The following is a 24,815-nucleotide window of genomic DNA, read 5'->3' as shown; positions in this document are numbered from 1 at the left end:
GCTGCCGGATATCAGATAAAAGAGGGTATTTCTCCATGAAGTCACATGCACGGGCAGTGGTCATCGGCGGCGGCGTGGTCGGTGTTTCGACGCTCTATCATCTTGCGAAAAAGGGATGGAGCGACAGTGTGCTCATCGAGCGCAAGGAGCTGACATCAGGCTCGACCTGGCATGCCGCAGGCCTCCTGCCGCTCTTCAACATGAGCTACTCGGTCGGCCAGATCCACAAATACTCCGTTCGCTTCTACCAGGAACTGCAGCAGGAAACCGGCATGAATGTCGGTTTCAGCCAGGTCTCCAACATCCGTCTCGCCCGCACCAGGGATCGCTGGGACGAATTCATGTATTATGCCGGCATTGCCGAGACGATCGGGGTCAAGGTCAATATCCTGACCCCGGAGCAGGTGAAGGAGATCTGGCCGCTCTGTGAGACCGACGGGCTGCTCGGCGCGATCCAGCATCCCGATGACGGCTACATTCAGCCTGCGGATCTCACGCAGGCGCTTGCCAAGGGTGCCCGCGATAATGGGGCCACGATCTACCGTAACACGACGGTCACGGCCATCGAGCAGCAGGCGGACGGGCTTTGGAAGGTGACGACCGACAAGGGCGAGATCACCGCCGAGCACGTCATTTCCTGCACCGGCAACTTCGCCCGCAAGACCGGCGAGATGGTCGGCATCAATATCCCGGTCATTCCGGTCGAGCATCAGTATATCGTCACCGAGCCGCATCCCGATATCCTGGCCCGCAGGGCACAGGGCCTGCCGGAAATGGGCGTGCTGCGTGAAGCCGACAGCGCCTGGTACATGCGCGAGGAAAATGGCGGGCTGCTGCTCGGCCCCTATGAGCAGGGCGCGCCGGTCTGTTACGTCAACGGTCCCTCCGACGACAGCGAGTACGAGCTGTTCCAGGAAGAGCTCGACCGATTGATGCCGCATATCGAAACGGCGATCGCCCGCGTGCCGGCCTTCGGCGAAGTCGGCATCAAGAAAGTCTACAACGGCGCCATCGCCTATACGCCTGACGGCAACCCGATCGTCGGCCCCGCGCCGGGCCTCAAGAATTTCTGGCTGAACGAAGGCCATTCCTTCGGCATCACGGCCGCCGGCGGCGCCGGCTGGCAGCTTGCCGAATGGATCGTCGACGGCGAGCCGACCGTCGACATGATGGGTGTCGATCCGCGCCGCTTCGGCCCCTATGCCAAGGAAGGTTACCTCATCGCCAAGAACGAGGAGGCCTATGCCAACGTCTTCACCATGCACTATCCGGACGAGGAGCGCGCTGCCGCCCGGCCGCTGAAGACGACGCCTGTTTATGACCGCCTGAAGAAGCTCGGCGCCGTCTTCGGCTCCGTCTACGGCTGGGAACGCGCCAACTGGTTCGCGCCCGAAGGCTACGATCTGCCGAAGGACCAGATCGGCGTCGGCGCGGACGTGCTGACCAACCACAACCATTCGGAGCCGACCGAAGACGGCCGTATTCTGGAACGCTGGTCGTTCCGCCGCTCGAACTATTTCGAGCATGTCGGCAACGAGGTCATGAACGTTCACAAGAATGTCGGCGTGCTGGATATGTCGGCGTTCGCCAAGGCGCTTGTGACCGGCCCCGGCGCGCGGGAATGGCTGGAATCGATCTTTGCCAATGCCATCCCGAAGAAGCGCGGGCGCATCGCTCTCTGCCACATGCTGACCAAGGAAGGCGGCGTGCGCTCGGAATTCACCGTCTATGAAAGCGCGCCCGGCACGTTCTACCTCGTCTCGGCCGGCGCTTACGAGGCGCATGACCACGACTATATGCGCAAGCTCCTGCCGTCAGACGGCAGCGTGAAGTTCACGCCGATCACCCAGGCCTATGGCGTGCTGGTGCTTGCAGGTCCGAGGTCGCGCGATGTCCTGAAGAAGCTGACGCATACCAGCCTCGACAACAAGGATTTCCCGTGGCTTTCGGGCAAGGAGATCTCGGTCGGTGCTGCCAACGCCCATGCGCTGCGCGTCAACTTCGTCGGCGAGCTCGGCTGGGAGCTGCATCATCCGATCGAGATGCAGAACTACATCTTCGACAAGCTGATGGAAGCCGGCGCCGAATTCGGCATCAAGCCTTTCGGCATCCGAGCCATGCTCTCCATGTCGGTCGAAAAGTCCTACCGATTGATCCCGCGCGAAATGTCGATCGAGTATAACGCCTATGAATCCGGCCTCGACCGCTTCATCAAGCCGGAGAAGGAATTCCTCGGCCGCGAGGGCCTGCTTTCCTACAAGGCAAAGGGCCTGAAGTGGAACTTCGCCACGCTCGTCGTCGAAACCGGCAACGATGTCGATGCGCGCGGCTCCGAGGCGATCTACAACGAGGCGGGCGAGCTCGTCGGCCGCGCCACCAACGGCACATTCGGTTTCCGCATCAACCGTTCGCTGGCGCTTGCCATGCTGCGGCCCGATTATGCCAAGGAAGGCACGAAGCTGAAAATCAAGATCCTTGGTACGAACTACAATGCGACCGTGGTTGGCGAGAGCCCGTTCGACACGGAGAATGCAGCACTTCGCAGTTAAAGTGCTGCGCAACTGATTTAGTTTCTTAAGCATATGATGAAGAAAAAGGCGGCCGGGACATCGGCCGCCTTTTTCGCAGCCGGCTCAGGCGTCCTGATTAATAATTATTCAAATGAATTCATGTAACCGGTTCGTTCAGGGACAAAATTTCCATTTAAAGGTTTGCCATGGCGTTTCTAGGTATTTCGGGGATGCAATATTCCGGAGAAATGTTTGCCGGTGCGCGGATTATCCTTGCTGAAGATTCAAACGTCTTCACCTCGATGATCGGAAAGCGTCTCAAGGAACTCTTCGATATCGAGGTCGAGATCTGCCGCACGTTTGAAGATCTGCAGCTTTCCTACGACAAGTCTTCCGATCCGATTACGCTCGCAATTTCCAATATCAACCTGCCGGGCGCCGAAAACGGCGAGGCTCTGGAATATCTGGTCGATCTGTCGATCCCGACGATCGTCTTTACCGGCACCTTCCAGGAAGGGATGCGCGACAAGCTGCTCGCCAAGGACATCGTCGATTACATCCTCAAGGACAATGTATTCGCCGTCGATCTCCTGGCGGAATCGATCTGCCGGTTCCTGACCAACCATCGCCATCACGTGCTGATCGTCGACGACAGCGCCACGGCCCGCGCATTGCTGTCCAGCCGCCTGAAGCGCTATAATTTCCGCGTCAGCACCGCCGAGAGCGGCGCCAAGGCGCTGGAGATCCTCAAAGCCAACCGCGACATCGGGCTGATGATTACCGACTACAACATGCCCGACATCGACGGTTTCGAGCTGACGCGCCGGATCCGCGCCACGATCGGCTCGCATGAGCTGCGCATCATCGGCGTTTCCTCCTCTTCCAACCGATTGCTTTCGGCGCGATTCCTGAAGGCCGGCGGCAACGATTTCATGCTGCGTCCGTTCATCGACGAAGAGTTCTATTGCCGCGTCAACCAGAACCTGGATACGCTTTTGCAGATCCAGTCCATGCGCAAGGAACGGGCTGTTGCCTGACCCTGCCGCAAAGATCGGGTGCAGGGAAACGGTTCAGTGAGATGCCCACACCTGAAAGACATGACGGAAGCTCATATTTTTGCAATCGCAGGTGTTGCTTCCGTCATTTGCCTCTTCACGGAAGCGGAGGCCTCGGCTATCGTCCGGCACGGCAAGAGGGGGCGAGTCGACCCCCTCGCGCGCACGGAGGGGTAGGCAGCTGTGACTTTCCACGGGGATTTTCAGCAAGAGAACGCAGGTCCTCGGTTTGGAGGAATCCGCATACTTCTGGTTGAAGATTCCCGGATGTTTTCCGCCGTGCTCTGCCATCGGTTCCAGACAGAACTCAACCTCAGCGTTGTCTGCTGTTCCTCACTGAAGGCGTTGCGCGAAGCACTCTCGCAGGATGGCCACGGCTGCAGCATAGCTGTCGTTGACCTGAACCTGCCGGATTCGCCCTATGGCGAGGCGCTCGACTGCACGATCGAGCACGATATTCCGACCATCGTCTTCACCGCGACCTTCGATCTCAATACGCGCGCCCGCATCCTCGAGCGCAATGTCATCGATTATGTGCTGAAGGATAACGAATTCGCGCTCGACAATCTGGTCGCGACCGTGCGCCGGGCGATCATGAACCGCAAGACGCGGGTACTTGTCGTCGACGACGTGTCGTCTGCCCGCAAGGTACTGGTCGATCTCTTGCGAGCTCAGCAATATCTGGTGGTGGAAGCGAATTCCGGCCTCGAGGCGCTTGCGGCCCTGGAAGCCTATAGCGATGTCGAACTGGTCGTCACGGACCATCACATGCCCGACATGAGCGGCTATGAGCTGACGCGGCGCATCCGCCACCGTTTCGGTTCGGACAAGATGCGCGTCATCGGCGTTTCCTCCTCGAACGACCGCATGCTGTCGGCAAGTTTCCTGAAGGCAGGCGCCAGCGATTTCGTCTATCGGCCGTTCGTGGCCGAAGAGCTGCAGTGCCGCATCGCCAACAATGTCGAGACGCTGACGCAGATGAAGCAGCTGCGCGCAGCGGCTGCCTGCGATTACCTGACCGGACTCTATAATCGCCGCTATTTCTACGACAACGGCCCGAAGCTGGTGAACGAGTGCCTGCGGCTGAAGATGCCGAGCGCGGTGGCCATTCTCGATATCGACCATTTCAAGCGCCTCAACGACACCTATGGGCATGAAATCGGCGACAAGGTGCTGAAGGCTGTCGCAGACAGGCTGCAGACGATCTTCGAAGGCAGCGACAATCTTCTCTCACGCCTCGGCGGCGAAGAATTCGCAATCCTCTTCCCGCAGATGGATTCGCTGGCCGCCACCAAGCTCTGTGACGAAATCCGCTCGGATATTTCCCGCCTCAAAGTGACCGCCGACGATGAGGAACTGTCGGTGACGGTGTCGATCGGCGTTGCCGAGATCGCCGGTTACGAGACATTCGAGAACCATCTGAATGCGGCAGACCAGTTCCTTTATATGGCCAAGCACAAGGGGCGGAATTTGGTCTATTCCGATTCCAAGATGACGGAAGAGGCGGCGCAGTAAGAGGTCTCCGGTCGTCATCCCCGGGCTTGTCCCGATGATCTAACCACGTGTCAAAAAACGACTGGCGGCAGATGCTCGGGGCAAGCCCGAGCATGACGAAAGCGAGGGCTCAAGCCGCAACCGCCTGCTGGCGAGCCGTCGCCATGGTCATCTTGCGATCGGCGCGCTCCTGCTGCGGCGAGCGCTGGTAGAGTTCGCGATAACACTTGGAGAAGTGCGAGGCGGAGACGAAGCCGCAGGCGACGGCGACTTCGACGACCGGCATGGAGGACTGCACCAGCAAGTGGCGGGCGCGGTCGAGGCGGATTTCCAGATAGTAGCGGGCTGGAGACCGGCCCATTTCCTGGCGGAAGAGGCGTTCGATCTGGCGGCGCGACAGGCCGGCGCCTTCGGCGATCTCCAGGAGCGACAGCGGCTCGGCGAGATTGCCTTCCATCAGTTCGATGATCGACAGCACCTTTGCGTTCTGGACGCCGAGGCGGGCGCGCAGCGGCAGGCGCTGGCGGTCGTGCGGATTGCGCACGCGGTCGGTCAGGTGCTGCTCACAGATGCGGTTGACGAGGCTTTCGCCGAAATCCTCACCGACGAGGTTCAGCATCATGTCGAGCGAGGCAGTGCCGCCCGCGCAGGTGTAGAGATTGTTGTCGATTTCGTAGAGGTCGGCATAGACCTCGGCCTGCGGGAAGGCTTCGGAGAAACCCGGCAGGTTTTCCCAATGGATCGCGCAGCGCTTGCCGTTCAGGAGACCTGCCTGGGCAAGCAGATGCGCGCCCGTACAGAGAGAACCGACGGCGACGCCGCGGTTATAGGATTCGCGCAGCCAGGCATTGACGGATTTATTGTTGAAGGTCTCGACATCGATGCCGGAACAGACGAGCACCATGCCCGGCCGGTTTTCGCCGCCGAGATGGCGGCGCTCTTCGGCAAGCGAGGAATTGGCCTCCACGCCGATGCCGCAGGAGGAGTAGACCTTTTCGCCGTCGACCGAGCTCAGGCGCCACGTATAGGCCTGATAGCCGAGCATGCGGTTTGCAATTCGCAAGGTATCTACCGCCGCCGCGAAGGGCAGCATGGTGAATTGCGGGACCATGAAGAAGACTACGGAACGTTTCTTGAGCTGCATCTTGTTCATTGGAAAATCCATGCTCGAGGGCGACTGCCTATTGGTCGCGTGGAATGCGTCGTTCCGATGTTTCAAAAGCGACACTGGCATGGATAAATGCGGCTGGGAAGAGCAAATCTGCGACATCACAGGCGATTTGCGGCGCGAGTGAAGCAAAAGGCCTCGCTTCAGCACTATAGTCCTATGAAATTTCCGGGGGAAAGGCCGAGCGGCGGATATGAAAAAGGCGGTGCTGCTTGGGACAGGCACCGCCTTTTAGCTTGGGAGGTATGTCGCATTCATTGCATGGTATCGCATTCATGAGCCCTGTCTTTAATGAGCTCTGTCCTTGTCGGTCTCATCGGCGCTCGGCCAGCCGATATCCTTGCGGATGTCGAGAGGCATGGATTCGATCTGGCGTTCCGTCTGCCACCTGCGCCATGCGCGCACAAGCTTGTTGGCATAGGAACCGAGCGAGGAATGTCTGTGATAGGACGACAGGCCCTTGCCGCCATCTCTGTAAACCATCGAGGTCATTGCCGTTTCCTTTCCTTGCAAGATACGGAATTGCCGTATCCTTGATGTGAATATGCGCTTGTGGCACTCATCATTCAAACGAATAGATTTCATGGGTACCATAAGCGATTTTGAACTATCGCTGCTGCTCGTCCAGGGCGGGCAGGGCGCCGATATCGGCCGCAAGATGCGGCGGATAATGCTTCATTTCCTGCCTTATATGCTCACGTGCCGCCACCCGATACATGCGGGCGCGGAAAGCGAAGAAAGCCTGGAGGATACTGAAGCCTGCTGTCTGCAACATGATCGGCCTCCTTTTCTTCAGCCTCATCGTTACACCTACAATATAGGTATCGAGCATGGTTCAAACAAATGAAATGAACTTGGCTTTAGGTTCAGAGAAATTGAAAGATGAGGGCGTGCATACCCATGGCTGCGAGCTGCCTCCGATGGTGGACGGGCGTGGACGATTCACGCGCCGCGGTCAGATGACCATCTGCTCTCCGAGCTCCACCACGCGGTTGCTGGGGAGCTGGAAATAGTCCGAGGGGTCAATGGCGAAGCCGGCCATGGCAATGAAGAGCCGGTCCTGCCAGGCAGGAAGGCCGGTGTTCGGGTCGCCGACGAGCTTGCGCCTGCCGACGTAGAACGAGGTCGACATGATCTCGAAATCGAAGCCTGCCTTGCGGCAGAGCGGCAGGGCTTTGGAAACGTCCTGATCTTCCATGAAGCCGAACAGGAGCTGGATCTTGATGAAGCGCTCGGACAACCTTTCGATCGTCACCCGGTCCGTCTCCGCCACATAGGGGCGCGGTGCGGTTTTCACGTTGAGGATGACGTTACGCTGGTGGAGGACGCGGTTGTGCTTCAGATTATGCAGAAGCACGCCGGGCGTCATGTCGGGAAGGCTGGTCAGGAAGATCGCGGTGCCGGGAACCTGGACGGGAGCGTGATCCGACTTCCGTTCGATGGACGCGAGGAACTGCATCAAGGGTACGTCGCTCCTTGCGGATTTCTCCCGCACCAGCAAGGTTCCCTTTTTCCAGGTCCACATCATGATCATCAGCCCACCGGCGATCAGAACCGGAACATAGCCGCCGTCGTGGATCTTCAGGAGATTCGCGCCGAGAAAGATGCTTTCAAGCAGGAGGAGCGGCAGGAGTGCCGCCAGGGCCGTAAGCACGCTCCATCCCCAGATGACGCGCAGAAACTGGAAGGACAGGATCGTCGTGACGACCATCGCGCCCGTGACCGAAATCCCGTAGGCGGTGGCCAGCGCCTCGGAGGAGCCGAATGCGAAGATCAGGGCAAGCACACCCAAAAGAAGCGCCAGGTTGACGGCAGGGACATAAATCTGGCCGGTGTTGGAAGCGGAGGTGAAGCAGATCTCCAGCCGCGGCAGGAATCCGAGATGGATCGCCTGACGGGCAAGGGAGAACGCCCCGGTAATGACCGCCTGGCTGGCGATGATGGTGGCTGCGGTGGCCAGAATGACCACCGGAAGGATCGCCCATTCCGGAAACATCAGGAAGAACGGATCGGACGCAGCCTGCGGGTTGGCAAGCACCAGTCCGCCCTGGCCGAGATAGTTCAGCGCAAGCGACGGGAAGACCACGGCGAACCAAGCCGCCTGAATCGGTTTCCTGCCGAAATGGCCGAGGTCGGCATAAAGCGCCTCCGCCCCCGTCACGGTGAGGAAGACGGCACCGAGGACCACGAGGCCGACGAGGCCCGCATGGGTGATGAAGTCGAAGGCGTAGAGCGGATTGAGCGCTGCGAAGATCGCAGGATCGTCGGCGATATGGACAAGTCCGCCGAGGCCCATCACGAGAAACCATAGCAGCGTTATCGGGCCGAAGAGTTTCGACACCGACGCCGTGCCGACTGACTGGACGAAAAACAGCAGCAGCATGATCGCGATGGCGATCGGCAGGACATAGGGCGTGAAGACCGGTGTTACGAGCTTCAGCCCTTCGAGCGCCGACAGCACCGATAGGGCAGGGGTGATCATGGCGTCGCCGATGAAAAGCGCGGCACCAATGATGCCTGCGAAGAAAAAGATGGTTGCGTGCCTGCTGGTCTTTTTCATGAGAAGGGCCAGCAGGGAAAGGGTTCCGCCTTCGCCCTCGTTGTCCGCCCTCAGCAGAAACAGCACGTATTTGAACGTGACGATGACCGTCAGTGTCCAGATCATCAGCGAGATCAGCCCGATGACCTCGTTTGGCGTGACGCCGTCATGGACGAAGGGCCGAAGCGCTTCGCGGAAGGCATAGAGCGGGCTCGTCCCGATATCTCCATAGACCACGCCGATTGCTCCGAGCAGCAGGGCCGCAAACTTTTGCTGGCCCGGATGGGACCGGCTTGCGTCGTGGGTGGTGACGGACATGGGCGTTCCTTGATTGTTGTTCGGCCTTGATTGCTGTTAGGAACGAAAGATATGGGGCGCAGCCTGAGAATGGCACGTCGGAGCGCGACTAGGAGGCAAGGCTTCCAGGTCGGACGCATCCGGTCCCTGCAGTGCCGATTAACTCTCCGCCCTTGCCTCGCTCTTCGACAGCGCGCTGACGAGAACCTTATCGACGCGCCGACCGTCGAGGTCGATCACCTCGAATTTCCAGTCGTTCTTGACAAAGCTCTCGCCCAGTTCCGGCAGGTGCTTCAGCTCTTCCAGAACGAGACCGGCGACAGTTTGATATTCGACGTCGTCATCAACAGGGAAATTCATGAATTCCGAGAACTCGTCGATCGGCGTCCATCCGGAAACCAGGTAGGAGCCGTCGTCGCGCCGCTTGATCGCCGGCTCCTCGCCGGAGGCCGCGTCGCCGAACACGCCCATGATCGATTCCAGAATGTCGCCCGAGGTGATCACACCCTCGAAGTGGCCGTATTCGTCAAAAACCAGAACCATATGCTGCGACGACTTGCGGATCGATTCGATCACCGAGGAGGCGGGAGCAAGGTCCGAGATGATCGGAACATCCCGCACGAGCGTCATGATGTCGACCGACCGGCTGGCAGCATGGGCGTCGTAATAATCCTTGACGGCGAGGACGCCGAGAATCTCGTCCGAACTGCCCTTGCGGGCCGGCAGCCGCGTTCGCGCGGTCGATTGGATGGTGTTGCGGATCTCCTCGGCGGAATCCTCGATATCGATCAGCTCGACATCGCGCCGCGGCGTCATCAGCGCGCGCGCCGTTCTGTCGGCAAGCCGCATGACTCCGGTGATCATGGCGGATTCGCCGCTTTCGATCACGCCGGCGCTCTGGGCCTCGGCGAGAACCGTCTTGATTTCCTCGTCGGTGACGCCGTCGGCGTTCTTTCCGGACTGGCCGAGCAGGGCGAGAATGAGCTTGCCCGAGCCGTCGAGCAGCCAGACGAGGGGCAGGGCCGCCTTCGACAGGTAGGTCATCGTCGGAGCGACCCGGGCAGCGACGGCTTCCGGCGCGCGAAGGGCCATCTGCTTAGGCACAAGCTCACCGATGATGAGGGAGAGATAGGTGATCGCCACGACGACGGTGCCGACGCCGAGCCCGTCTGCCCAGGCACTGGGAATGCCCTGCGCCAAAAGCCAGGCGGAGAATCGCGCGCCGAGCGTTGCACCGGAGAAGGCGCCTGACAGGACGCCGACGAGGGTGATGCCGATCTGGACCGTCGACAGGAAACGGCCTGGATCTTCAGCCAGGCGCAGAGCCAGTCGCGCTCCCCCGCTTCCCTGGTCGGCCATGACCTTGAGGCGAGCCGGGCGGGCGGAGACGATTGCGAGCTCCGACATTGCAAGGACGCCGTTGAGAATGGTGAGAAGGACGACGATGGCTATTTCGGTAAACAAACTTTGGCCTGTTTTGCTGATAATGCTGCGTCGAAACTATGCGATCTCGCCTCGCTTTGCGAGGGTTCGCATCGAAGATCATGGGCTCTTGGCAACATAAATATGGCGGGATTTCTCCCAGCCGGTGCCGCTGGCGAAGCCCGTGACGGCATCTCCCCGAAAGGGCGCTCATATAATCCGCGGCTCATAAACCGCCTCTTAAGGATCTGTTGACCATAATGAAGGCTTAACACCGCCCGCGTGTGCGGTGCCTTTGATGTTTTCGTGTCTCGCACCAAGGACGAAGCCTGTGTCCCTTCATCAAGCCATCGCCGCCATTCCGACGACCGCCTGTGTGTGGTTTTTGTCTGTCGTCGCCCATCGCATGGTGATCGTCGCGGCCTTATTTTTTGCAGTCATTGCCGGATCGGGCGAGGCAGCGGCCGAGGACCGGGCATTGAAACTCTACTTCACACATACGGGTGAGCGGGCGACGATCGTCTTCAAGCGCAACGGCAAATTCGACCAGCGCGGCCTGAACCAGATCAACCGCTTCCTGCGTGACTGGCGGCGAAACGAACCGGCCAGGATGGACCCGCGGCTGCTCGACCTTGTCTGGGAGGTCTATCGCAAGAGCGGGGCGAAGGAGGCGATCCACGTCGTTTCGGCCTATCGCTCGCCGGCGACGAACAACATGCTGCGCAACCGCTCGCGCAATACCGGCGTGGCAAAGCGCAGCCAGCACATGCTCGGCAAGGCGATGGATTTCTATATTCCAGGCGTCAAGCTTGCGACGCTGCGCGCGCTTGCCATGCAGATGCAGGTCGGCGGCGTCGGATATTATCCGACATCGGGTTCGCCTTTCGTACATTTGGACGTCGGCAATGTGCGCGCCTGGCCGCGCATGTCGCGCCAGGAGCTGGCGCGTCTGTTCCCGGATGGGCACACGATCCACCTGCCGGCGGACGGGCGGCCGCTGCCGGGTTATCAGGTGGCGCTTGCCGAGCGCAAGAGGGGCATCCGCTCCGCACCGATCGAGATTGCCGCAAGCGAGGATGAGGATGACGACGCACCTGTAACGCCAAAGACAGCGGCGCCGACCCTGGTGACGGCACCCGCAACTCTGCCGGCGAAGACGCCCGATCCGGTGGTAACCGGAAGCCTCGTCACCGCCATGCTGCCGACGCCGCAGAAGCGGGCCGAGATCGGATTGGCGCCGCAGCTTGCCAAGCCCGAGGACAAGGCGGTTGCCGACCGGGCATTTGCCGATCTTGCGTCACTCACCGTTCCACTCCCGGTGCTGCGGCCTGTTGAAATCGAGGCCGTGGACAGCCAGACGCCCGCACCCGTGCCCGCGGTCGCGCCGGTACTTGCATCCGTCCAGCCGGCCCCGGCCGATTTCACGCGCTTCGTCGTCGGTCGCAAGCCTACCAATACTTCGGATATCGCCGACCGGCTGACCCATCCCGCACCAACGGCCGAGCAAATCGCGGTGTTGCCGGTCTCCGCGTCGGAGAATGTCTCGGGCGGCGTCGGCGAGATGTCCGCACGAGCGCTGATTGCCTGGGCGGTGCGGTCGCCGGAAACGGCAGTTGAACTCACGGCGCCTGCCATGATCGACAACACCTATCCGAAGGGTTCCGGCGAGGGCCGGACGGTTGCCTCAGGTGCGACTGGAACCAGCTTCAAGACCAGCCGTTTCGGCACCGAGGGCTGAACTCAAATAGTGGTAACCGCCCTATAAAAATAGGGGCAGATTGACTTTCAATCAAATGGAATGATAATCCTTGGTCATTCAGAAAAATTGAAAGATGTGACGATGACCATCCCGTTTCGCCGTCCCATTCCTCTGCTCGACAATGACGTGCTGCGCACCTTCGTCGCCATTGCAGAGACCGGTAATTTTTCGACTGCGGCCGAGACAGTGTTCCGCACGCCGTCGGCCGTTTCCATGCAGATCAAGAAGCTCGAAGAGCAGCTGGGCGTGATGCTGTTTCGCCGCGATGCGCGCTCGGTGACGCTGACGCAGCATGGCGAGATGCTGCTGTCTTATGCGCGCAACATCCTGGCGCTTTCCAATGAGGCGGTGTCGCGCTTCATCATGCCCGAGCTCAGCGGCGTGGTACGTCTCGGCGCGCCAGAGGATATCGGCGAACGACTGCTGCCGCAGGTCCTGAAGAGCTTCGCGCAGACCTATCCGGGCATCATGGTCGACGTAACGATCGACATGAGTATCGGCCTGAAAAAACGGATGGAGGAGCAGCGTCTCGATCTCGCGCTCATCAACTGCGCCACGCGGCCTTTCCCCACCAACGGCGAAGTCGTTTATCGCGAACGGCTCGTCTGGGCCGGCGCCAAATGCGGCTCGGCGCATCGGCGCGACCCACTGCCGATTTCGATCTGGGAAGACGGCTGCATCTGGCGGCAAGAGGCGATCACCCAGCTCGAGCGCAACAGGCGGCCCTATCGCGTCGCCTATCTCAGCGCCCACACGATGGCTCAGCGCGCCGCCGTGGTCTCCGATCTGGCCATCGCGCCGCTGCCGCTCTCGTATATCGGCGAGGATATGGCGATCCTCGGCATTCAGGAAGGCCTGCCGGAACTGGGGTCTTTCGACATCCAGCTTTTGACCGCATCGCAGATGACGGGGCCGATCGAGACGGTTGCCGACAGCATCCGGGCATCCTTCGCCGAGAGGTCGAAAGCGGCTGCTGCCTGAATTCGGTTAGCCGGTGAACTTTTCGCTCACGAATGCGTTATCCCGCCCGGGCGGCTTCAGCCGTTCGGGGTTATTTCACAAAAGGATTTCGCACATGACGACCACGGGTAAAATCGCATCCGCCTTGATGATCCTTCTTGCGCTCTCTTCCTGCGCCAACACGATCAAAGGCATGGGCAGGGATACGGCAAATGCCGTCAACGCCACGCAGGATGCCGGCCGCAGTGTCGACCGCGCAGCTAAGAGATAATTAGTTTCAGATTTTTGAAGTCGGATAGGCTTTTTCGAGGCCGCCGGATCGGGCAAGCCCGGTCCGGAATGCGGCATAGGCCGGGTGCTGGCTGGAGCGTGCTGCTTCCATCAACCTGATCTGCAGCCGGTCGGGTGCAGCTTCGCCGATCCACTTGCCGAGCGTTTCGAGTTTTAGCGAGTTGAGAAGACGCGCGGCGGCGGCGAGATCGAGATGCCGATAGAGGCCCGCGAGCAGGTTATCGTCCTGCACCGGATTTTCCATGAGCAGCGACAGGTAGGATTTGTCGGTTTCCGAGAGCGCCGCGAGTTTTTCCGCGACAGTATCGCGATCGGGGAAGGGCACCGTGCCAGTCATAACGAATCGTCCAATCCTTATTGTCAGAAAGGCTTATAGACTGGCCTTGACCTTTTCGGCTACATCGGCCGGAATCCAGCGGCTCCAGAGTTCCTCGTAATTCTCGAGGAAATAGAGGGCTGCATTCTCGTTGTCCTCGCCATTTTCATCCTGCCAGGCGAGGATTTGGCTGATGGTTTCATTATCCCAGCTGCGGGCTTTCAGGTAGGCGATGACGGGGCCGGCGCGGCCGGCGAAAGCCCCCGTCATCAGCGTAAAGGCCTGCGACACCGGGTAAGCGTTCACCTTGGGGTTGGCGCAACGAGGCACCGAGGTGCAAGCATCCCATTCGACTTGATCGTGCGGCACACCGAAGCCCAGCTGTTTCATGTCGTATTTGCCGATGACTGACGTCGGCGACCAGTAGTAACCAAGCCAGCCGACCTTGTTTTTAAAGGCGCGGGCAATGGAATCGTCGAAATCGTCAGGGGTCCTGCTGTCGATCAGCGTAAAGCCGAGCTTATCGGCATCGAGCGCCCTGAACAGATTGGCGGTCGAGATCTCGCAGGCCCAGGCTTCTGGGCAGTTGTAGACAGCGGCGCGCGAAGGGTCGTCGGTATCGGGGAAGAGTTCCGGGTGCTTCAGCGCGTCCTGCACGGAGAGGATATCCGGATTTGCATCGGCGATGAATTTCGGAATGTACCAGCCTTCGACCGCGCCATCCGCTAGAATTTCGGCGCCCTTGACCAAACGCCCGGCGCTGATGGCGGCGTCGAGTTGCGGCTTGACCGCTTTCACCCAGAATTCCGAGGCGATATCAGGCGTGCCGCTGCCGCTCATGGAAGCCAGGGTCGGCAGCGTGTCGCCATCGACGATGGTGACGGAGCAGCCGTAGCCTTTTTCGAGGATGTATTTGTCGAAGCTCGCGGCAATGGCGGCAGAGCCCCATCTCATCTTGGCGATCGAGACTTTGCCGCATCCGGCCGCTTGCGCCTCCGCAATACCGGCATAAAGACAGGCGGCAAGGATGAACGACGTGAAAAATGCCTTCATTATGCTTCCCCGAATTTTTATGTGGTCGAACGCGACATGCGCCGGAGTAATTAGCCGACAAATCCCTGCGCCGCTTAAACTGCCGATCGCCCCGACGGAATAAGGCTCTATCGGGTTTTTCCTGTCTGCGGCGCCGTTCGTCTGGCTTCCGGCGGCTCGTCCCTGGCCACTTATGTCGATGGCTCATCACAAGTGAGCCTACGGATTTACCATCAGAAATCAACTCTCTTTTCCAGGTTACAATCTTGCTAAATTATTGAATCTGAATAATTTATGTCGGCATTTCCTGGACGTGGCCATTTTGGGTGCGATTGGGCGGAAATGCATGTCCGCGGAGAGGGCTGGAAGCGGTTTCATCAACGGCAGATTCGAAAAGTTCAAAAAAAGTCGAAATTCACATCCGGCTGGGCCTTCAATAACCATCCGGTAAGAATGTGCCGTTATCTGTTGATGCGCAGCGGGGAGAACCGCTGCTTTTCCGGATCAGGTATTGCGTCCCGGAAAACGCGAGCTTCATCGTGTAAGGGTGAAGACGCCAGCGTTTACGGCAAACCGCGTAGGGCTTTATCGCCTGATCGCGGTTTTCGCATTTCAGGGCCTCTGTTGACCTGCCCTCGGCCCGCATATAGGCCTGCGGGAAATGCTTCACGGATGACGCCAATGACCAGAGCCATCATGCTGCAGGGAACCGGCTCGGATGTCGGCAAAACGGTGCTGGTGGCTGGGCTTTGCCGCCTGGCGACCAATCGTGGCCTGAAGGTGCGGCCCTTCAAGCCGCAGAACATGTCGAACAATGCGGCGGTTTCGGACGACGGCGGCGAGATCGGGCGGGCGCAATGGCTGCAGTCGCTCGCGGCACGCACGCCATCGTCGGTGCATATGAACCCGGTGCTCCTGAAGCCTCAGTCGGAAAACGGCAGCCAGATCATCGTGCAGGGCAGGGTGTTCGGGCAGGCGAAGGGGCGCGACTATCAGCGGCTGAAGCCGCAGCTCATCTCTTCCGTGCTGGAGAGTTTCGCCAAGGTGTCCGAGGGGGCCGACCTCGTGATCGTCGAGGGGGCAGGCTCGCCCGCCGAAATCAATCTGAGGGCCGGTGATATCGCCAATATGGGCTTTGCCACGCGGGCGAATGTGCCTGTCGTCCTCGTCGGCGATATCGATCGCGGCGGGGTTATCGCTTCGCTCGTCGGCACGCATGCGATCCTTTCCGATGAGGATCGCAAGATGATCTCGGGTTACATCATCAACAAATTCCGAGGCGATGTAAGCCTGTTCGACGACGGCATTACATCCATCGGGCAGTTCACCGGCTGGCCCTGCTTTGGCATCGTGCCCTGGCTGAAGGCGGCCGGGCGGCTGCCTGCCGAGGATTCCGTCGTGCTGGAGCGGCTGGTGAAGGGCGAGCAAGGGGCGCTGAAGATCGCCGTGCCGGTGCTGCCGCGCATTGCCAATTTCGACGATCTCGATCCGCTGCGGACCGAGCTCGGCGTTGAGCTCGTCTTCGTGCGCGCTGGCGAGCGGCTGCCAGCCGATGCCGCGCTCATCATCCTGCCGGGCTCGAAATCGACCATATCGGATCTCGCGGATTTCAGGGCGCAGGGATGGGACCGCGACCTTGCCGCCCATGTGAAGCGCGGCGGCCGGGTGATCGGCATTTGCGGCGGCTACCAGATGCTCGGCCGCAAAGTGTATGACCCGCTCGGCATTGAGGGTACGGCGACAGAGATCGAAGGGCTTGGCCTGCTTGATGTCGAGACGGAAATGGCGCCGGAGAAGACGGTGCGCAACAGCTCTGCCCATTCGGCGGAATATGACGTGCCGCTGTCAGGCTATCAGATCCACCTCGGTGTCACGCAAGGGGCTGATTGCGAACGGCCGACGGCGATCGTGGATGGATCTGCCGATGGCGCGGTTTCGGCCGATGGCCGGATCGTGGGCACCTATCTGCACGGCCTCTTCGGCAGCGACGCCTACCGTGCCGGGCTGCTTCAAAGCTTTGGCCTCTCAGGCGAAGGCAGCAATTATCGCGAGAGCGTCGACCGGGCGCTCAACGAGGTCGCAGGCGGCCTAGAGCAACATCTCAACCCGCGCTGGCTCGCAGGGCTGCTCGGCTAGGCCGGATATGGCCTGCGTTCATCAGCATCGTTCTCCTATTGCCAAATTAGTTGACTGAGTCCATTAATTGCGCAGCGTTTCTGATCAAGAGCGATGAAAACCATGAGCATATTGGATAGATTTTCACTGGTGGGCCAGGTGGCGCTCGTGACCGGCGGCGGTCGCGGCCTGGGTTTCGAGATGGCACGCGCACTTGCCGAGGCCGGCGCACATGTCATCGTCACCGGGCGCACGGCGGCGACGCTGGAACATGCCGTAAGGGCCGTCCGCGCCGCTGGTGGTGCGGCGCAGGCTGCCGCCTTCGACATCGCCGACCGAGAGGCCCAGCGTGCGCTGATGGCGGACATCGAAAAGCTCCATGGCCGTCTCGATATCCTGATCAACAATGTCGGCGCCCGCGACAGGCGGCCGCTGGCCGATTTCGACGACGATGCCATCATCGAGTTGTTGCGCACCGACCTGGCCGCAGCGATGACGCTCTCGCGGGACGCAACCGTGCTGATGAAGCGGCGTAATTACGGGCGCTTGATCGCGGTGACTTCGATCAGCGGCCATGTCGTCATGCCCGGCGACTGCGTCTATCCGGCGGCCAAGCAGGGCCTGACCGGCCTGATGCGCGCCATGGCGGTCGAGTTCGGCCCGCATGGCATCACCAGCAACGCGATTGCGCCAGGCTGGTTTGCGACCGAGACGAATGCGGCGATGGCTGCGAATGAGGAATTGATGCCCTTCGTGCGCCAGCGCATCCCGGCCCAGCGCTGGGGCCGGCCGGAGGAGATCGCCGGCGCGGCGCTGTTTCTTGCAAGCGGTGCCGCCTCTTTCGTCAACGGGCACGTGCTGACCGTCGACGGCGGCATGACGGTCAGGATGTGAGGGGGGCCGGCGTTTCCCGCCGCTCCTCAAGGGGCGGAGGACCGCTCGGGAATCAGTTCCTCCGATGCTGTGGATGCGGTACGGGCGAGGACATTGCCGATATCGGTCAGGAACGTCAGCAGCAGATTGAACTCGGCCTCGCTGTAGGTCTCCAGCAGTGCGGCCATCGCCTCGCCATGCTCCTCGTAGAGCGAGCTGGCGCGTGCCGAGGCCTCGGGACAGGCAACCAGGACAAGGCGACGCTTGTCCGTCTCATCCCGTTGCCTGACGACGAAGCCGGTCGCCTCCAGCTTGTCGATCAATCCGCTGACCGTTCCTACCTTCAACCCGACCTCGCGCGACAGGGCCGTCATCGACAGCGGACCGAGCTGCTCCAGCAGCCGGAAGCACTTGAATTCGGTGCCTGTCAGACCAACTTTCTCGGCCATCTTCTGATGGAACAGCACCAGCCTGGCTGAAAACAGCTGGACCGTCGGGATGTAGCGCGCGAGGCGGCCGGTTGACTTTTGTGGCAAAACGTTTAGATCTCCGAACTAATTGTTTCGATATTCTAAGTAATCGTCGGCGTCATGTCGATACTCTCGCATGGCTGTCCGGCCCTGTCGGAGGCAGAGATCGATGAGCGCTTATTTCATTCTCGAAATCCATCCCGATATCGAAGATCAGGCGATCGATGATTATCTCGCATGCATATCACCTGACGTGACGTTCCATGGAGGCAACGTCAGAGCTTGCGGAGGCAAGGTCCAGCCGGTTCAGGGAGACCGTCGGATGAACAGGCTCGTCATCATCGAATTCCGCACCGCGTCCATCGCGCGCGAGTGGTATGACGAGGTAAAACAGGCGAATGAAGATAATGCCAGGTATCACTCTCTGCGCGCCTGCCCGGCGGTCGTCGTCGCCGGGCTCGACGGCTAGCGACCTCGGCCGGCGAGGCGATCTCCTGATGGTGCGGTGGCGCGGTTCGCAAACGCCGCCCATTTGCCCGATTTCGCGATCATAGAACTGTGACGGTCCATGTGGAGATTCCAAAATTAGCGATCATATTCATTGGCTTATAGAGCAGGGAATCACGAGCGAGCATATTGGCGACCTCGTTGCGGGCTTGTGCGAGCGGCTGATCGCGGAGGGCTTTCCGATCTGGCGGGCCAGTATAACGATGCCGTCCCTTCATCCGATGTACCGCGGCGTCGCGGCCAATTTCGTGCGAGGTGGGGTAACGACCATCGAAAATTCCGAACATGGCGGCATCGAAGAACGCAACTTTGAGAAGACGCCGACATTTCATCTGTTGAGCCGCGGTGAAAGAAAGGGGCGCTGGAATTTGGCGGACGGAGAGGGGCTCGAGTACCCGCGGCTCAAGGAATTCGCGCTTGCCGGGGGCACGGATCACGTGATCAGCATTTTCGAGTTTCCGAAGGAGGTTGCGTTGCGCGGCTTCAGCTTGTCGCTGACCAGCGACGTACCGGGCGGGTTTTCCGACGACCAACTGATGACCGTCACAACGCTTATTCCGGTTCTCGGGCTCGCCTGCTACCGCATGGCCGCATCGAAAACCGCCGCCGATATCCTGGCCGTTTACACGGGTGCCAAGACAAGCGCACGCATCCTTGCAGGCGAGGCGCAGAGAGGCAAGGGCGGATCCATCAATGCTGCGATCCTGCTTGCCGATCTCCGCAATTTCACAGGATTGACCGAGGTCTATCAGCCGGGCGAAATCGCCGGGTTTCTGGACGCGCATTTCGAGTTGATCGGCAGGCATGTCGAGGAAAATTCCGGGGAGATCCTCAAATTCATGGGCGACAGCGTGCTGGCGATCTTTCCGATCGGCAGCGGGGAAGGGGATGATCCCGAAAAGGCATGCCGTGCAGCACTCGCTTCGGCCCGGAACATGCTGAAGGCCAACGAGGTGCTGAACCGGGAGCGGACAGGCAAGGGTGGGCCTGACATCGGTGTCGACGTCGTCCTGCACCTCGGAGAAGTGTTTTACGGAAATATCGGCGCCCGCGGCAGGCTCGACTTCACCGTGATCGGCAGGGCCGTCAACGAGGCGTCGCGGATCGAGAAACTCTGCGGCGAGCTCGGGCAGCCCCTTCTGATGTCGGAAAGTTTCGCGGCTGCGTGCGGTGTCGCCTGCGAAGGTCTTGGATCGTTCGAATTGCGCGGCTTTTCGAGGAAGGCCGACGTGTTCAAGCTCGCGGATCCGATTGTAGCATCGGCTCGAAAATCGGCGGCCATTGCCTCAGATCTCGCCTGAAACCTCTCGGCGCCGGCGGTCGAGCTCTTCGCTGTAGCGGCGCAGCGTGTGGCTTTCGCTGAGCTGGCCGATCACCTTGCGCTCGATGAGGTTGTTGACGACGGCGAGCGCTTCACTTTCTGTCTTGTCGAAGATCGCGGCCGCCTGTTTGGCGTTCATCTGCGGCTGCAGGAAATCGTTTTTATAGCGGATGAAATCGGTCAGCTGCTGGCCTTCGTCCTGCGCGCTGGTGGGGTTGGCGTAGATTTCCGGCACGAGCACGAGACCGGCATATTTGTCGCCGTCATCGACGAGGATGACGCGCTGCGTCGAGCCGATGGGGAAGGCCTCCTTGAAGGCGTCCAGCGTGATCCCGAGCTTCGCGGTCTTCACGTCTGATCGCATCAGTTTGTCGACGGTCAGGTTGCGGATCCAGCCGACATCATGGGCGCTGCGGATGCTCTCGCCGCGCAGGTGAAAGCGCCATGTGGCGAAGGAGTAGCCGAAGGTGGTGCGCACGACAAGCGAGGAGGTGATGACGGCGGCAAGCACCAGGGCGGTGATCGGAAAGTCGCCGGTGATCTCCAGCGCCAGGAAGGTCATGGTCAGCGGCCCGCCGATGACGGCGACGGCGAGCGAACTCATGCCGACCACGGCATAGATCACAGGCGTCAGCGTCGCATCGGCGAAATAGGGGGCGGAATAGGCAAAGAGCTTGCCGAGCAGCGCGCCCATGAAAAGCGAGGCGAAGAACAGGCCGCCCCTGAAGCCGGAGCCGATGGAGACGGCGGACGCCACCGACTTCAGAAGGAAGAGACCGATCAAAGCAGGGATCGTGATCTCGTGGGAGAGGTTCAGATGCAGCGCGCCGTGGCCGGCGGCCAGCACCTGCGGCGAGACCAGCGCCAGCAGGCCGACGACGATGCCGCCGAGCGCCGGGCGGAAGGGCAGTGCGATTGCGCTCTTGCGCGCGAGTTCCTCGACGAAGGAGACGCCCTGCATGATGAGGATGCCGACGCCGGCGCAGAAGGCACCGAGCGCGATGGCCGGCACGTAGTCGGCCGGCTGGACAGCGCCGAAACTGCCGACATCGATGATGAAATCGCTGCCGGCAAGAAGGCGCGCAACGAGGGTTGCGACAAGCGCTGAGACGACGACAGGCGTCAGCGAGATAATGGTGTAGCTGCCGATGATCAGCTCGAAGGCGTAGAAGGCGCCGGTCAGCGGCGCGTTGAAGGCGGCGGCAATCGCACCGGCCGCGCCGCAGCCGACGAGGACGCGCATGTCGGCGCGGCGCAGCTGCAGCTTCAGGCCGAACTTCGAGGCGATGCCGGCGGCAAGCTGCGTATAACCGGCTTCCAGGCCGACGGATGCGCCGAAACCATTGGAAACGAGGTTCTGGATGGCGACGAGGATGCTGTCGGTCAGCGAGAGGCGTCCGCCATGTAGCGCATTGGCCTCGATCGGGTCGACCATCGGCTTCTTGCGCCATTTGGCGAGAATGAAGAGCAATAGTCCGAGCAGCATGCCGCCGGCAACCGGAGCCGTCATCAGCAGGAACTTGCTGTCGATCTGCGAGGCGCTGAGCCTCGTCGTTCCGTCGATGCCGAAGATCAGACTGTGCATCTCTTCCGAGACGTAGCTCATGGCTGTGACCGCAAGTCCCGATACGATACCGACAAGCGCGCCGGCGAAGACCATTCCCATTTCGCTGTGGCGAATGAGCGCGCGCAGGCGTCGCGGATCGAAGGCTGTGCCAAGAGGGCCGAGGCGGCGAATGTCCATTCGGGAGAGCATCATGAGAAAACTAGGCGGCAGGAGTGGGGGTCAAGGGCGGAGTCGGCATCCGCATGGGCGGCAATTGCGGCGAAATACCGACAGAGCCGTAAAGTTTTTGTGACGTAAGCCTTTGATTAAAGACGATAATATTGGTAGTGTAAGTACGGGTGAACGTCAGCGGGACGTTGCGCGGCAATTGACATGGGGGTTGCACGCGCTTAACCATGGATCCATATAATGGATGGTTCCGGATCGGCCTCACGCCTTCCGGATGAAAAGGGAATGTGACGGGGCGGACCCAAACCGGGCGCCTTCATCACAGCCGACCCCGCGACTGTAGAGCAGTCAGGGTCTTCCGTCCGGCATTTTTACTGCTGCGCCGACGGCCTCGCATTCTGCGGGCGGGCAAGGCGGGGCAAGTGCCGGAAAAGCCACTGGAAATGCATCGTGATCAGCCGGGGCAGGACGCCTCTAATTCTACGAATCGTCCGTCCTTTCACGAGATGCAGCCGGGAAGGCGAGGCAGATCCGCTGGCACGATCAGGGGCGACCGGAAACGGTCTGCCCCTGTCGCGGCCGAGAACTGCGAGCCAGGAGACCTGCCATCCGTGCCGGGCATAATGCCCAACTGGGTGTTTTGCCCGCTGCCAGCACGGAGGTTGTCTTGGCTGAAGGATATGATTCAGCGGTGCGATTTGGAGGCGTCGGTGCGGTGCTTTCGGCCTCTTGCGTCGACTATGTGGCACCCCCCATCGCTCATAAAAGTAGACCCGGAACAAGCCGCCGCATCCTCTCTCTCAGGAGCGTTTGCGCATGACCGCCACCTTCATCCTCGGGGGCGCCCGCTCCGGCAAATCCCGCTTCGCCGAAAACCTCGTCACCACAAGCGGCCTCGACCGCCACTACATCGCCACCGGCCGGGCCTGGGACGAGGAGATGCGGGCGCGCATCGACCAGCACAAGGCCGAACGCGGTCCTTCTTGGACCACGCATGAGGAGCCGCTGGCGCTTACCGAAACACTTGCCGCCATCGATGGTGAGGGCAGGGCGATCCTGGTCGACTGCATGACGCTCTGGCTCACCAACCTGATGATGGAGGGGCGCGATATCGCTGCTCAATCCGCGGCGCTCGCCGCCTTCCTGCCGCAGGCGAAGGCGCAGCTCGTCATCGTTTCCAATGAAGTCGGTCTCGGCATCGTGCCGGAGAACCGCATGGCGCGGGAGTTTCGCGACCATGCCGGCCGGCTGCACCAGATGATCGCGGCTTCGGCCTCGGATGTTTATTTTATCGCAGCGGGTTTGCCGCTGAAAATGAAGGGTTAGTTCCATGCAGCAGAAAATCCCCGCAACCGTCATTACCGGCTTTCTCGGCGCCGGCAAGACGACCATGATCCGCAACCTGCTCACCAATGCCGGCGGCAAGAAGATCGCGCTCATCATCAACGAGTTCGGCGATCTCGGCGTCGACGGCGATGTGCTGAAGGGCTGCGGCGCGGAGAACTGCACCGAGGACGATATTATCGAGCTCACCAATGGCTGCATCTGCTGCACGGTGGCCGACGATTTCATTCCGACCATGACCAAGCTTCTGGAGCGCGATCAGCGCCCTGACCATATCGTCATCGAAACCTCTGGCCTTGCCTTGCCGCAGCCGTTGGTCGCGGCCTTCAACTGGCCGGACATCAGAAGCGAAGTCACCGTTGACGGTGTCATCACCGTGGTCGACAGCGCCGCCGTTGCCGCCGGGCGTTTTGCCGATGACCACCATGCCGTCGATGCGCGCCGCGTCGAGGATGAAGCGCTCGATCATGAAAGCCCGATCGAGGAACTGTTCGAGGATCAGCTGACCTGCGCCGACCTGATCGTGCTCAACAAGACCGATCTGATCGATGCTGACGGGCTCGGCCGCGTAAAGAGCGAAGTCGCCTCGCGCATTGCCCGCAAGCCTGTGATGATCGAAGCGAAGAACGGCGAGGTGCCGGCAAGCGTGCTGCTCGGGCTCGGCGTCGGCACGGAGGGCGATGTGGCTAACCGCAAGTCCCATCACGAGCTGGAACATGAGGATGGCGAACCGCATGATCATGACGAATTCGACAGCTTCGTCGTCGAGCTTGGCGCGATCCCGGATACGGCGGGTTTCGTCGAGAAGCTGAAGGGCATCATCGCCGAGCATGACGTGCTGCGCCTCAAGGGCTTCATCGACGTGTCCGATAAGCCGATGCGCCTGCAGCTGCAGGCCGTGGGTGCCCGTATCGACCAGTATTTCGACCGCGCCTGGGCAGCGGGCGAAGCGCGCAGCACGCGCCTTGTCGTCATCGGCCTGCACGAGATGGATCAGAAGGCGGTGCGCAAGGCGATCGAAGCGCTCGTCTGAGGATATAAGATGCATCTGCTTCTGGCCCAGCAGGGAACGATCAGCGACGGGGACGAGGCAATCGACCTCGGTCAGTCGCCGGGCGATATCCTGTTCCTGTCGGCTGCCGACACCGAGCTTGCGGCAATTGCCGCGGCTCATGCCGGCGGAACGGGGGGGTATTCGCTGAGGCTCGCGAGCCTGATGAGCTTGAAGCATCCGATGTCGGTCGATACCTATGTGGAGCGGACCGCACGGCATGCGAAGCTGATCATCTTGCGGGCGCTCGGCGGGGCGAGCTATTTCCACTATGCGCTGGAGGCGCTGCATGCGGTGGCGGCGCGCAGCGGGGCGCTGATTGCGGTGCTGCCAGGGGATTCCAAGCCGGATGCCGGGCTGACGCCGTTTTCCAATGTGGCGCTTGAGGATTTGAATGCGCTCTGGGAATACCTGATCGAGGGTGGGGACGCCAATGCCCGGGGCTTTCTGGCCTATGCGGCGGCGATGCTATCGGGGGAGGAGAAGCCGGCGCCCGCCGCCCCGCTGATGAAGGCGGGGATCTGGTGGCCGGGGCGAGGGCTGGTTGGGGTTGAGG

At 60.8% G+C, this 24,815-nt stretch carries 21 protein-coding genes, 1 pseudogene and 1 riboswitch; of the genes and pseudogenes, 13 read left to right on the top strand and 9 right to left on the bottom strand.

Annotation, left to right across the window (positions count from 1 at the left end):
* Positions 1-35 precede the first annotated feature (35 nt).
* The 3 genes from JNB85_RS22930 (at position 36) to JNB85_RS22920 (ending at position 5,080) form a co-directional block, all read left to right on the top strand.
* Positions 36-2,549, top strand: coding sequence for a GcvT family protein (locus tag JNB85_RS22930; protein WP_220336589.1), 2,514 nt, complete (start codon positions 36-38; stop codon positions 2,547-2,549).
* A gap of 167 nt (positions 2,550-2,716) precedes the next feature.
* Entirely contained in the window at positions 2,717-3,547 is an 831-nt protein-coding gene (locus JNB85_RS22925) for a response regulator (protein WP_183740429.1), read from the top strand.
* A gap of 201 nt (positions 3,548-3,748) precedes the next feature.
* On the top strand, positions 3,749-5,080 hold the full coding sequence (locus JNB85_RS22920) for a GGDEF domain-containing response regulator (RefSeq protein ID WP_220336588.1): 1,332 nt from the start codon (positions 3,749-3,751) through the stop codon (positions 5,078-5,080).
* 109 nt (positions 5,081-5,189) lie between these two features.
* Here JNB85_RS22920 and JNB85_RS22915 read toward each other — a convergent pair whose 3' ends face one another.
* The 5 genes from JNB85_RS22915 to JNB85_RS22895 all read right to left on the bottom strand — a co-directional run bounded on the left by JNB85_RS22915 (position 5,190) and on the right by JNB85_RS22895 (position 10,527).
* On the bottom strand, positions 5,190-6,212 hold the full coding sequence (locus tag JNB85_RS22915; protein WP_183740424.1) for a GlxA family transcriptional regulator: 1,023 nt from the start codon (positions 6,210-6,212) through the stop codon (positions 5,190-5,192).
* Between the two features lie 303 nt (positions 6,213-6,515).
* Complete coding sequence (locus JNB85_RS22910) at positions 6,516-6,719, bottom strand: hypothetical protein (RefSeq protein WP_220336587.1); 204 nt, start codon at positions 6,717-6,719, stop codon at positions 6,516-6,518.
* Positions 6,720-6,834: 115 nt separating this feature from the next.
* On the bottom strand, positions 6,835-7,002 hold the full coding sequence (locus JNB85_RS22905) for a hypothetical protein (protein WP_220336586.1): 168 nt from the start codon (positions 7,000-7,002) through the stop codon (positions 6,835-6,837).
* Between the two features lie 180 nt (positions 7,003-7,182).
* Positions 7,183-9,084, bottom strand: a complete 1,902-nt coding sequence (locus tag JNB85_RS22900; protein ID WP_220336585.1) for a potassium transporter Kup — start codon at positions 9,082-9,084, stop codon at positions 7,183-7,185.
* A 138-nt stretch (positions 9,085-9,222) separates the two neighbouring features.
* Positions 9,223-10,527, bottom strand: a complete 1,305-nt coding sequence (locus JNB85_RS22895; RefSeq protein ID WP_220336584.1) for a hemolysin family protein — start codon at positions 10,525-10,527, stop codon at positions 9,223-9,225.
* Positions 10,528-10,816: 289 nt separating this feature from the next.
* Here JNB85_RS22895 and JNB85_RS22890 point away from each other — a divergent pair, with 289 nt between their 5' ends.
* The 3 genes from JNB85_RS22890 to JNB85_RS22880 all read left to right on the top strand — a co-directional run bounded on the left by JNB85_RS22890 (position 10,817) and on the right by JNB85_RS22880 (position 13,475).
* Positions 10,817-12,223 carry a peptidoglycan L,D-endopeptidase MepK gene (locus tag JNB85_RS22890; RefSeq protein WP_220336583.1) on the top strand — a complete coding sequence of 469 codons (1,407 nt, stop codon included), beginning with the start codon at positions 10,817-10,819 and terminating at the stop codon, positions 12,221-12,223.
* Between the two features lie 102 nt (positions 12,224-12,325).
* Positions 12,326-13,225, top strand: a complete 900-nt coding sequence (locus JNB85_RS22885) for a LysR family transcriptional regulator (RefSeq protein ID WP_220336582.1) — start codon at positions 12,326-12,328, stop codon at positions 13,223-13,225.
* A 94-nt stretch (positions 13,226-13,319) separates the two neighbouring features.
* Positions 13,320-13,475, top strand: coding sequence for an entericidin domain-containing protein (locus JNB85_RS22880; RefSeq protein WP_183740405.1), 156 nt, complete (start codon positions 13,320-13,322; stop codon positions 13,473-13,475).
* Between the two features lie 6 nt (positions 13,476-13,481).
* Here JNB85_RS22880 and JNB85_RS22875 read toward each other — a convergent pair whose 3' ends face one another.
* Together JNB85_RS22875 and JNB85_RS22870 are read right to left on the bottom strand one after the other, a co-directional pair.
* The gene (locus tag JNB85_RS22875; protein ID WP_220336581.1) at positions 13,482-13,832 is read right to left on the bottom strand and encodes a hypothetical protein; all 351 of its coding nucleotides are present in this window, start codon (positions 13,830-13,832) and stop codon (positions 13,482-13,484) included.
* A 33-nt stretch (positions 13,833-13,865) separates the two neighbouring features.
* On the bottom strand, positions 13,866-14,864 hold the full coding sequence (locus JNB85_RS22870; RefSeq protein ID WP_220336580.1) for a glycine betaine ABC transporter substrate-binding protein: 999 nt from the start codon (positions 14,862-14,864) through the stop codon (positions 13,866-13,868).
* Between the two features lie 660 nt (positions 14,865-15,524).
* Between JNB85_RS22870 and JNB85_RS22865 the strand changes: the two genes are divergently transcribed.
* Both JNB85_RS22865 and JNB85_RS22860 read left to right on the top strand, forming a co-directional pair.
* A complete protein-coding gene (locus JNB85_RS22865) occupies positions 15,525-16,979 on the top strand; it encodes a cobyric acid synthase (protein WP_220336579.1) in 1,455 nt (484 codons plus the stop codon).
* Positions 16,980-17,081: 102 nt separating this feature from the next.
* The gene (locus JNB85_RS22860; protein WP_220336578.1) at positions 17,082-17,852 is read left to right on the top strand and encodes an SDR family oxidoreductase; all 771 of its coding nucleotides are present in this window, start codon (positions 17,082-17,084) and stop codon (positions 17,850-17,852) included.
* Between the two features lie 26 nt (positions 17,853-17,878).
* Here the strand turns inward: JNB85_RS22860 and JNB85_RS22855 are convergent, their stop codons facing one another.
* Entirely contained in the window at positions 17,879-18,367 is a 489-nt protein-coding gene (locus JNB85_RS22855) for a MarR family winged helix-turn-helix transcriptional regulator (RefSeq protein ID WP_220336577.1), read from the bottom strand.
* A 103-nt stretch (positions 18,368-18,470) separates the two neighbouring features.
* Here JNB85_RS22855 and JNB85_RS22850 point away from each other — a divergent pair, with 103 nt between their 5' ends.
* Both JNB85_RS22850 and JNB85_RS22845 read left to right on the top strand, forming a co-directional pair.
* The gene (locus tag JNB85_RS22850; protein WP_220336576.1) at positions 18,471-18,770 is read left to right on the top strand and encodes a DUF1330 domain-containing protein; all 300 of its coding nucleotides are present in this window, start codon (positions 18,471-18,473) and stop codon (positions 18,768-18,770) included.
* A gap of 241 nt (positions 18,771-19,011) precedes the next feature.
* Entirely contained in the window at positions 19,012-20,109 is a 1,098-nt protein-coding gene (locus JNB85_RS22845; protein WP_223216584.1) for an adenylate/guanylate cyclase domain-containing protein, read from the top strand.
* Here the strand turns inward: JNB85_RS22845 and JNB85_RS22840 are convergent.
* Positions 20,095-21,885 carry a chloride channel protein gene (locus JNB85_RS22840; RefSeq protein ID WP_220336788.1) on the bottom strand — a complete coding sequence of 597 codons (1,791 nt, stop codon included), beginning with the start codon at positions 21,883-21,885 and terminating at the stop codon, positions 20,095-20,097. The genes JNB85_RS22845 and JNB85_RS22840 overlap by 15 nt on opposite strands.
* Positions 21,886-22,092: 207 nt before the next feature.
* A riboswitch (cobalamin riboswitch) is annotated at positions 22,093-22,488 on the top strand.
* 192 nt (positions 22,489-22,680) lie between these two features.
* On the opposite strand from JNB85_RS22840, the gene cobU reads away from it, so the two are divergent.
* From cobU to JNB85_RS22825, 3 genes and pseudogenes are all read left to right on the top strand, one after another.
* Positions 22,681-23,190 carry a bifunctional adenosylcobinamide kinase/adenosylcobinamide-phosphate guanylyltransferase gene (gene cobU, locus JNB85_RS22835; protein WP_220336575.1) on the top strand — a complete coding sequence of 170 codons (510 nt, stop codon included), beginning with the start codon at positions 22,681-22,683 and terminating at the stop codon, positions 23,188-23,190.
* A 4-nt stretch (positions 23,191-23,194) separates the two neighbouring features.
* Positions 23,195-24,241: a cobalamin biosynthesis protein CobW gene (gene cobW / locus JNB85_RS22830; protein ID WP_220336574.1), complete on the top strand. Its 1,047-nt coding sequence runs from the start codon at positions 23,195-23,197 to the stop codon at positions 24,239-24,241.
* A gap of 9 nt (positions 24,242-24,250) precedes the next feature.
* Positions 24,251-24,815: pseudogene (locus JNB85_RS22825) on the top strand (cobaltochelatase subunit CobN); the annotation flags it as partial.

Source organism: Rhizobium mesosinicum (assembly GCF_019511345.1).
Classification (GTDB): Bacteria; Pseudomonadota; Alphaproteobacteria; order Rhizobiales; family Rhizobiaceae; genus Rhizobium; species Rhizobium mesosinicum.
This window is presented reverse-complemented; position numbering and strand designations above follow the sequence as displayed.

What these genes read in the sequence shown, in the direction of transcription:
- JNB85_RS22930 (WP_220336589.1), top strand. Translation starts at nt 36, where the DNA reads ATGAAGTCACATGCACGGGCAGTGGTCATCGGCGGCGGCGTGGTCGGT.
- JNB85_RS22925 (WP_183740429.1), top strand. Translation starts at nt 2,717, where the DNA reads ATGGCGTTTCTAGGTATTTCGGGGATGCAATATTCCGGAGAAATGTTT.
- JNB85_RS22915 (WP_183740424.1), bottom strand. Translation starts at nt 6,212, where the DNA reads ATGAACAAGATGCAGCTCAAGAAACGTTCCGTAGTCTTCTTCATGGTC.
- JNB85_RS22910 (WP_220336587.1), bottom strand. Translation starts at nt 6,719, where the DNA reads ATGACCTCGATGGTTTACAGAGATGGCGGCAAGGGCCTGTCGTCCTAT.
- JNB85_RS22905 (WP_220336586.1), bottom strand. Translation starts at nt 7,002, where the DNA reads ATGTTGCAGACAGCAGGCTTCAGTATCCTCCAGGCTTTCTTCGCTTTC.
- JNB85_RS22900 (WP_220336585.1), bottom strand. Translation starts at nt 9,084, where the DNA reads ATGTCCGTCACCACCCACGACGCAAGCCGGTCCCATCCGGGCCAGCAA.
- JNB85_RS22885 (WP_220336582.1), top strand. Translation starts at nt 12,326, where the DNA reads ATGACCATCCCGTTTCGCCGTCCCATTCCTCTGCTCGACAATGACGTG.
- JNB85_RS22880 (WP_183740405.1), top strand. Translation starts at nt 13,320, where the DNA reads ATGACGACCACGGGTAAAATCGCATCCGCCTTGATGATCCTTCTTGCG.
- JNB85_RS22875 (WP_220336581.1), bottom strand. Translation starts at nt 13,832, where the DNA reads ATGACTGGCACGGTGCCCTTCCCCGATCGCGATACTGTCGCGGAAAAA.
- JNB85_RS22870 (WP_220336580.1), bottom strand. Translation starts at nt 14,864, where the DNA reads ATGAAGGCATTTTTCACGTCGTTCATCCTTGCCGCCTGTCTTTATGCC.
- JNB85_RS22865 (WP_220336579.1), top strand. Translation starts at nt 15,525, where the DNA reads ATGACCAGAGCCATCATGCTGCAGGGAACCGGCTCGGATGTCGGCAAA.
- JNB85_RS22860 (WP_220336578.1), top strand. Translation starts at nt 17,082, where the DNA reads ATGAGCATATTGGATAGATTTTCACTGGTGGGCCAGGTGGCGCTCGTG.
- JNB85_RS22850 (WP_220336576.1), top strand. Translation starts at nt 18,471, where the DNA reads ATGAGCGCTTATTTCATTCTCGAAATCCATCCCGATATCGAAGATCAG.
- JNB85_RS22845 (WP_223216584.1), top strand. Translation starts at nt 19,012, where the DNA reads ATGCCGTCCCTTCATCCGATGTACCGCGGCGTCGCGGCCAATTTCGTG.
- JNB85_RS22840 (WP_220336788.1), bottom strand. Translation starts at nt 21,885, where the DNA reads ATGCTCTCCCGAATGGACATTCGCCGCCTCGGCCCTCTTGGCACAGCC.
- cobU (WP_220336575.1), top strand. Translation starts at nt 22,681, where the DNA reads ATGACCGCCACCTTCATCCTCGGGGGCGCCCGCTCCGGCAAATCCCGC.
- cobW (WP_220336574.1), top strand. Translation starts at nt 23,195, where the DNA reads ATGCAGCAGAAAATCCCCGCAACCGTCATTACCGGCTTTCTCGGCGCC.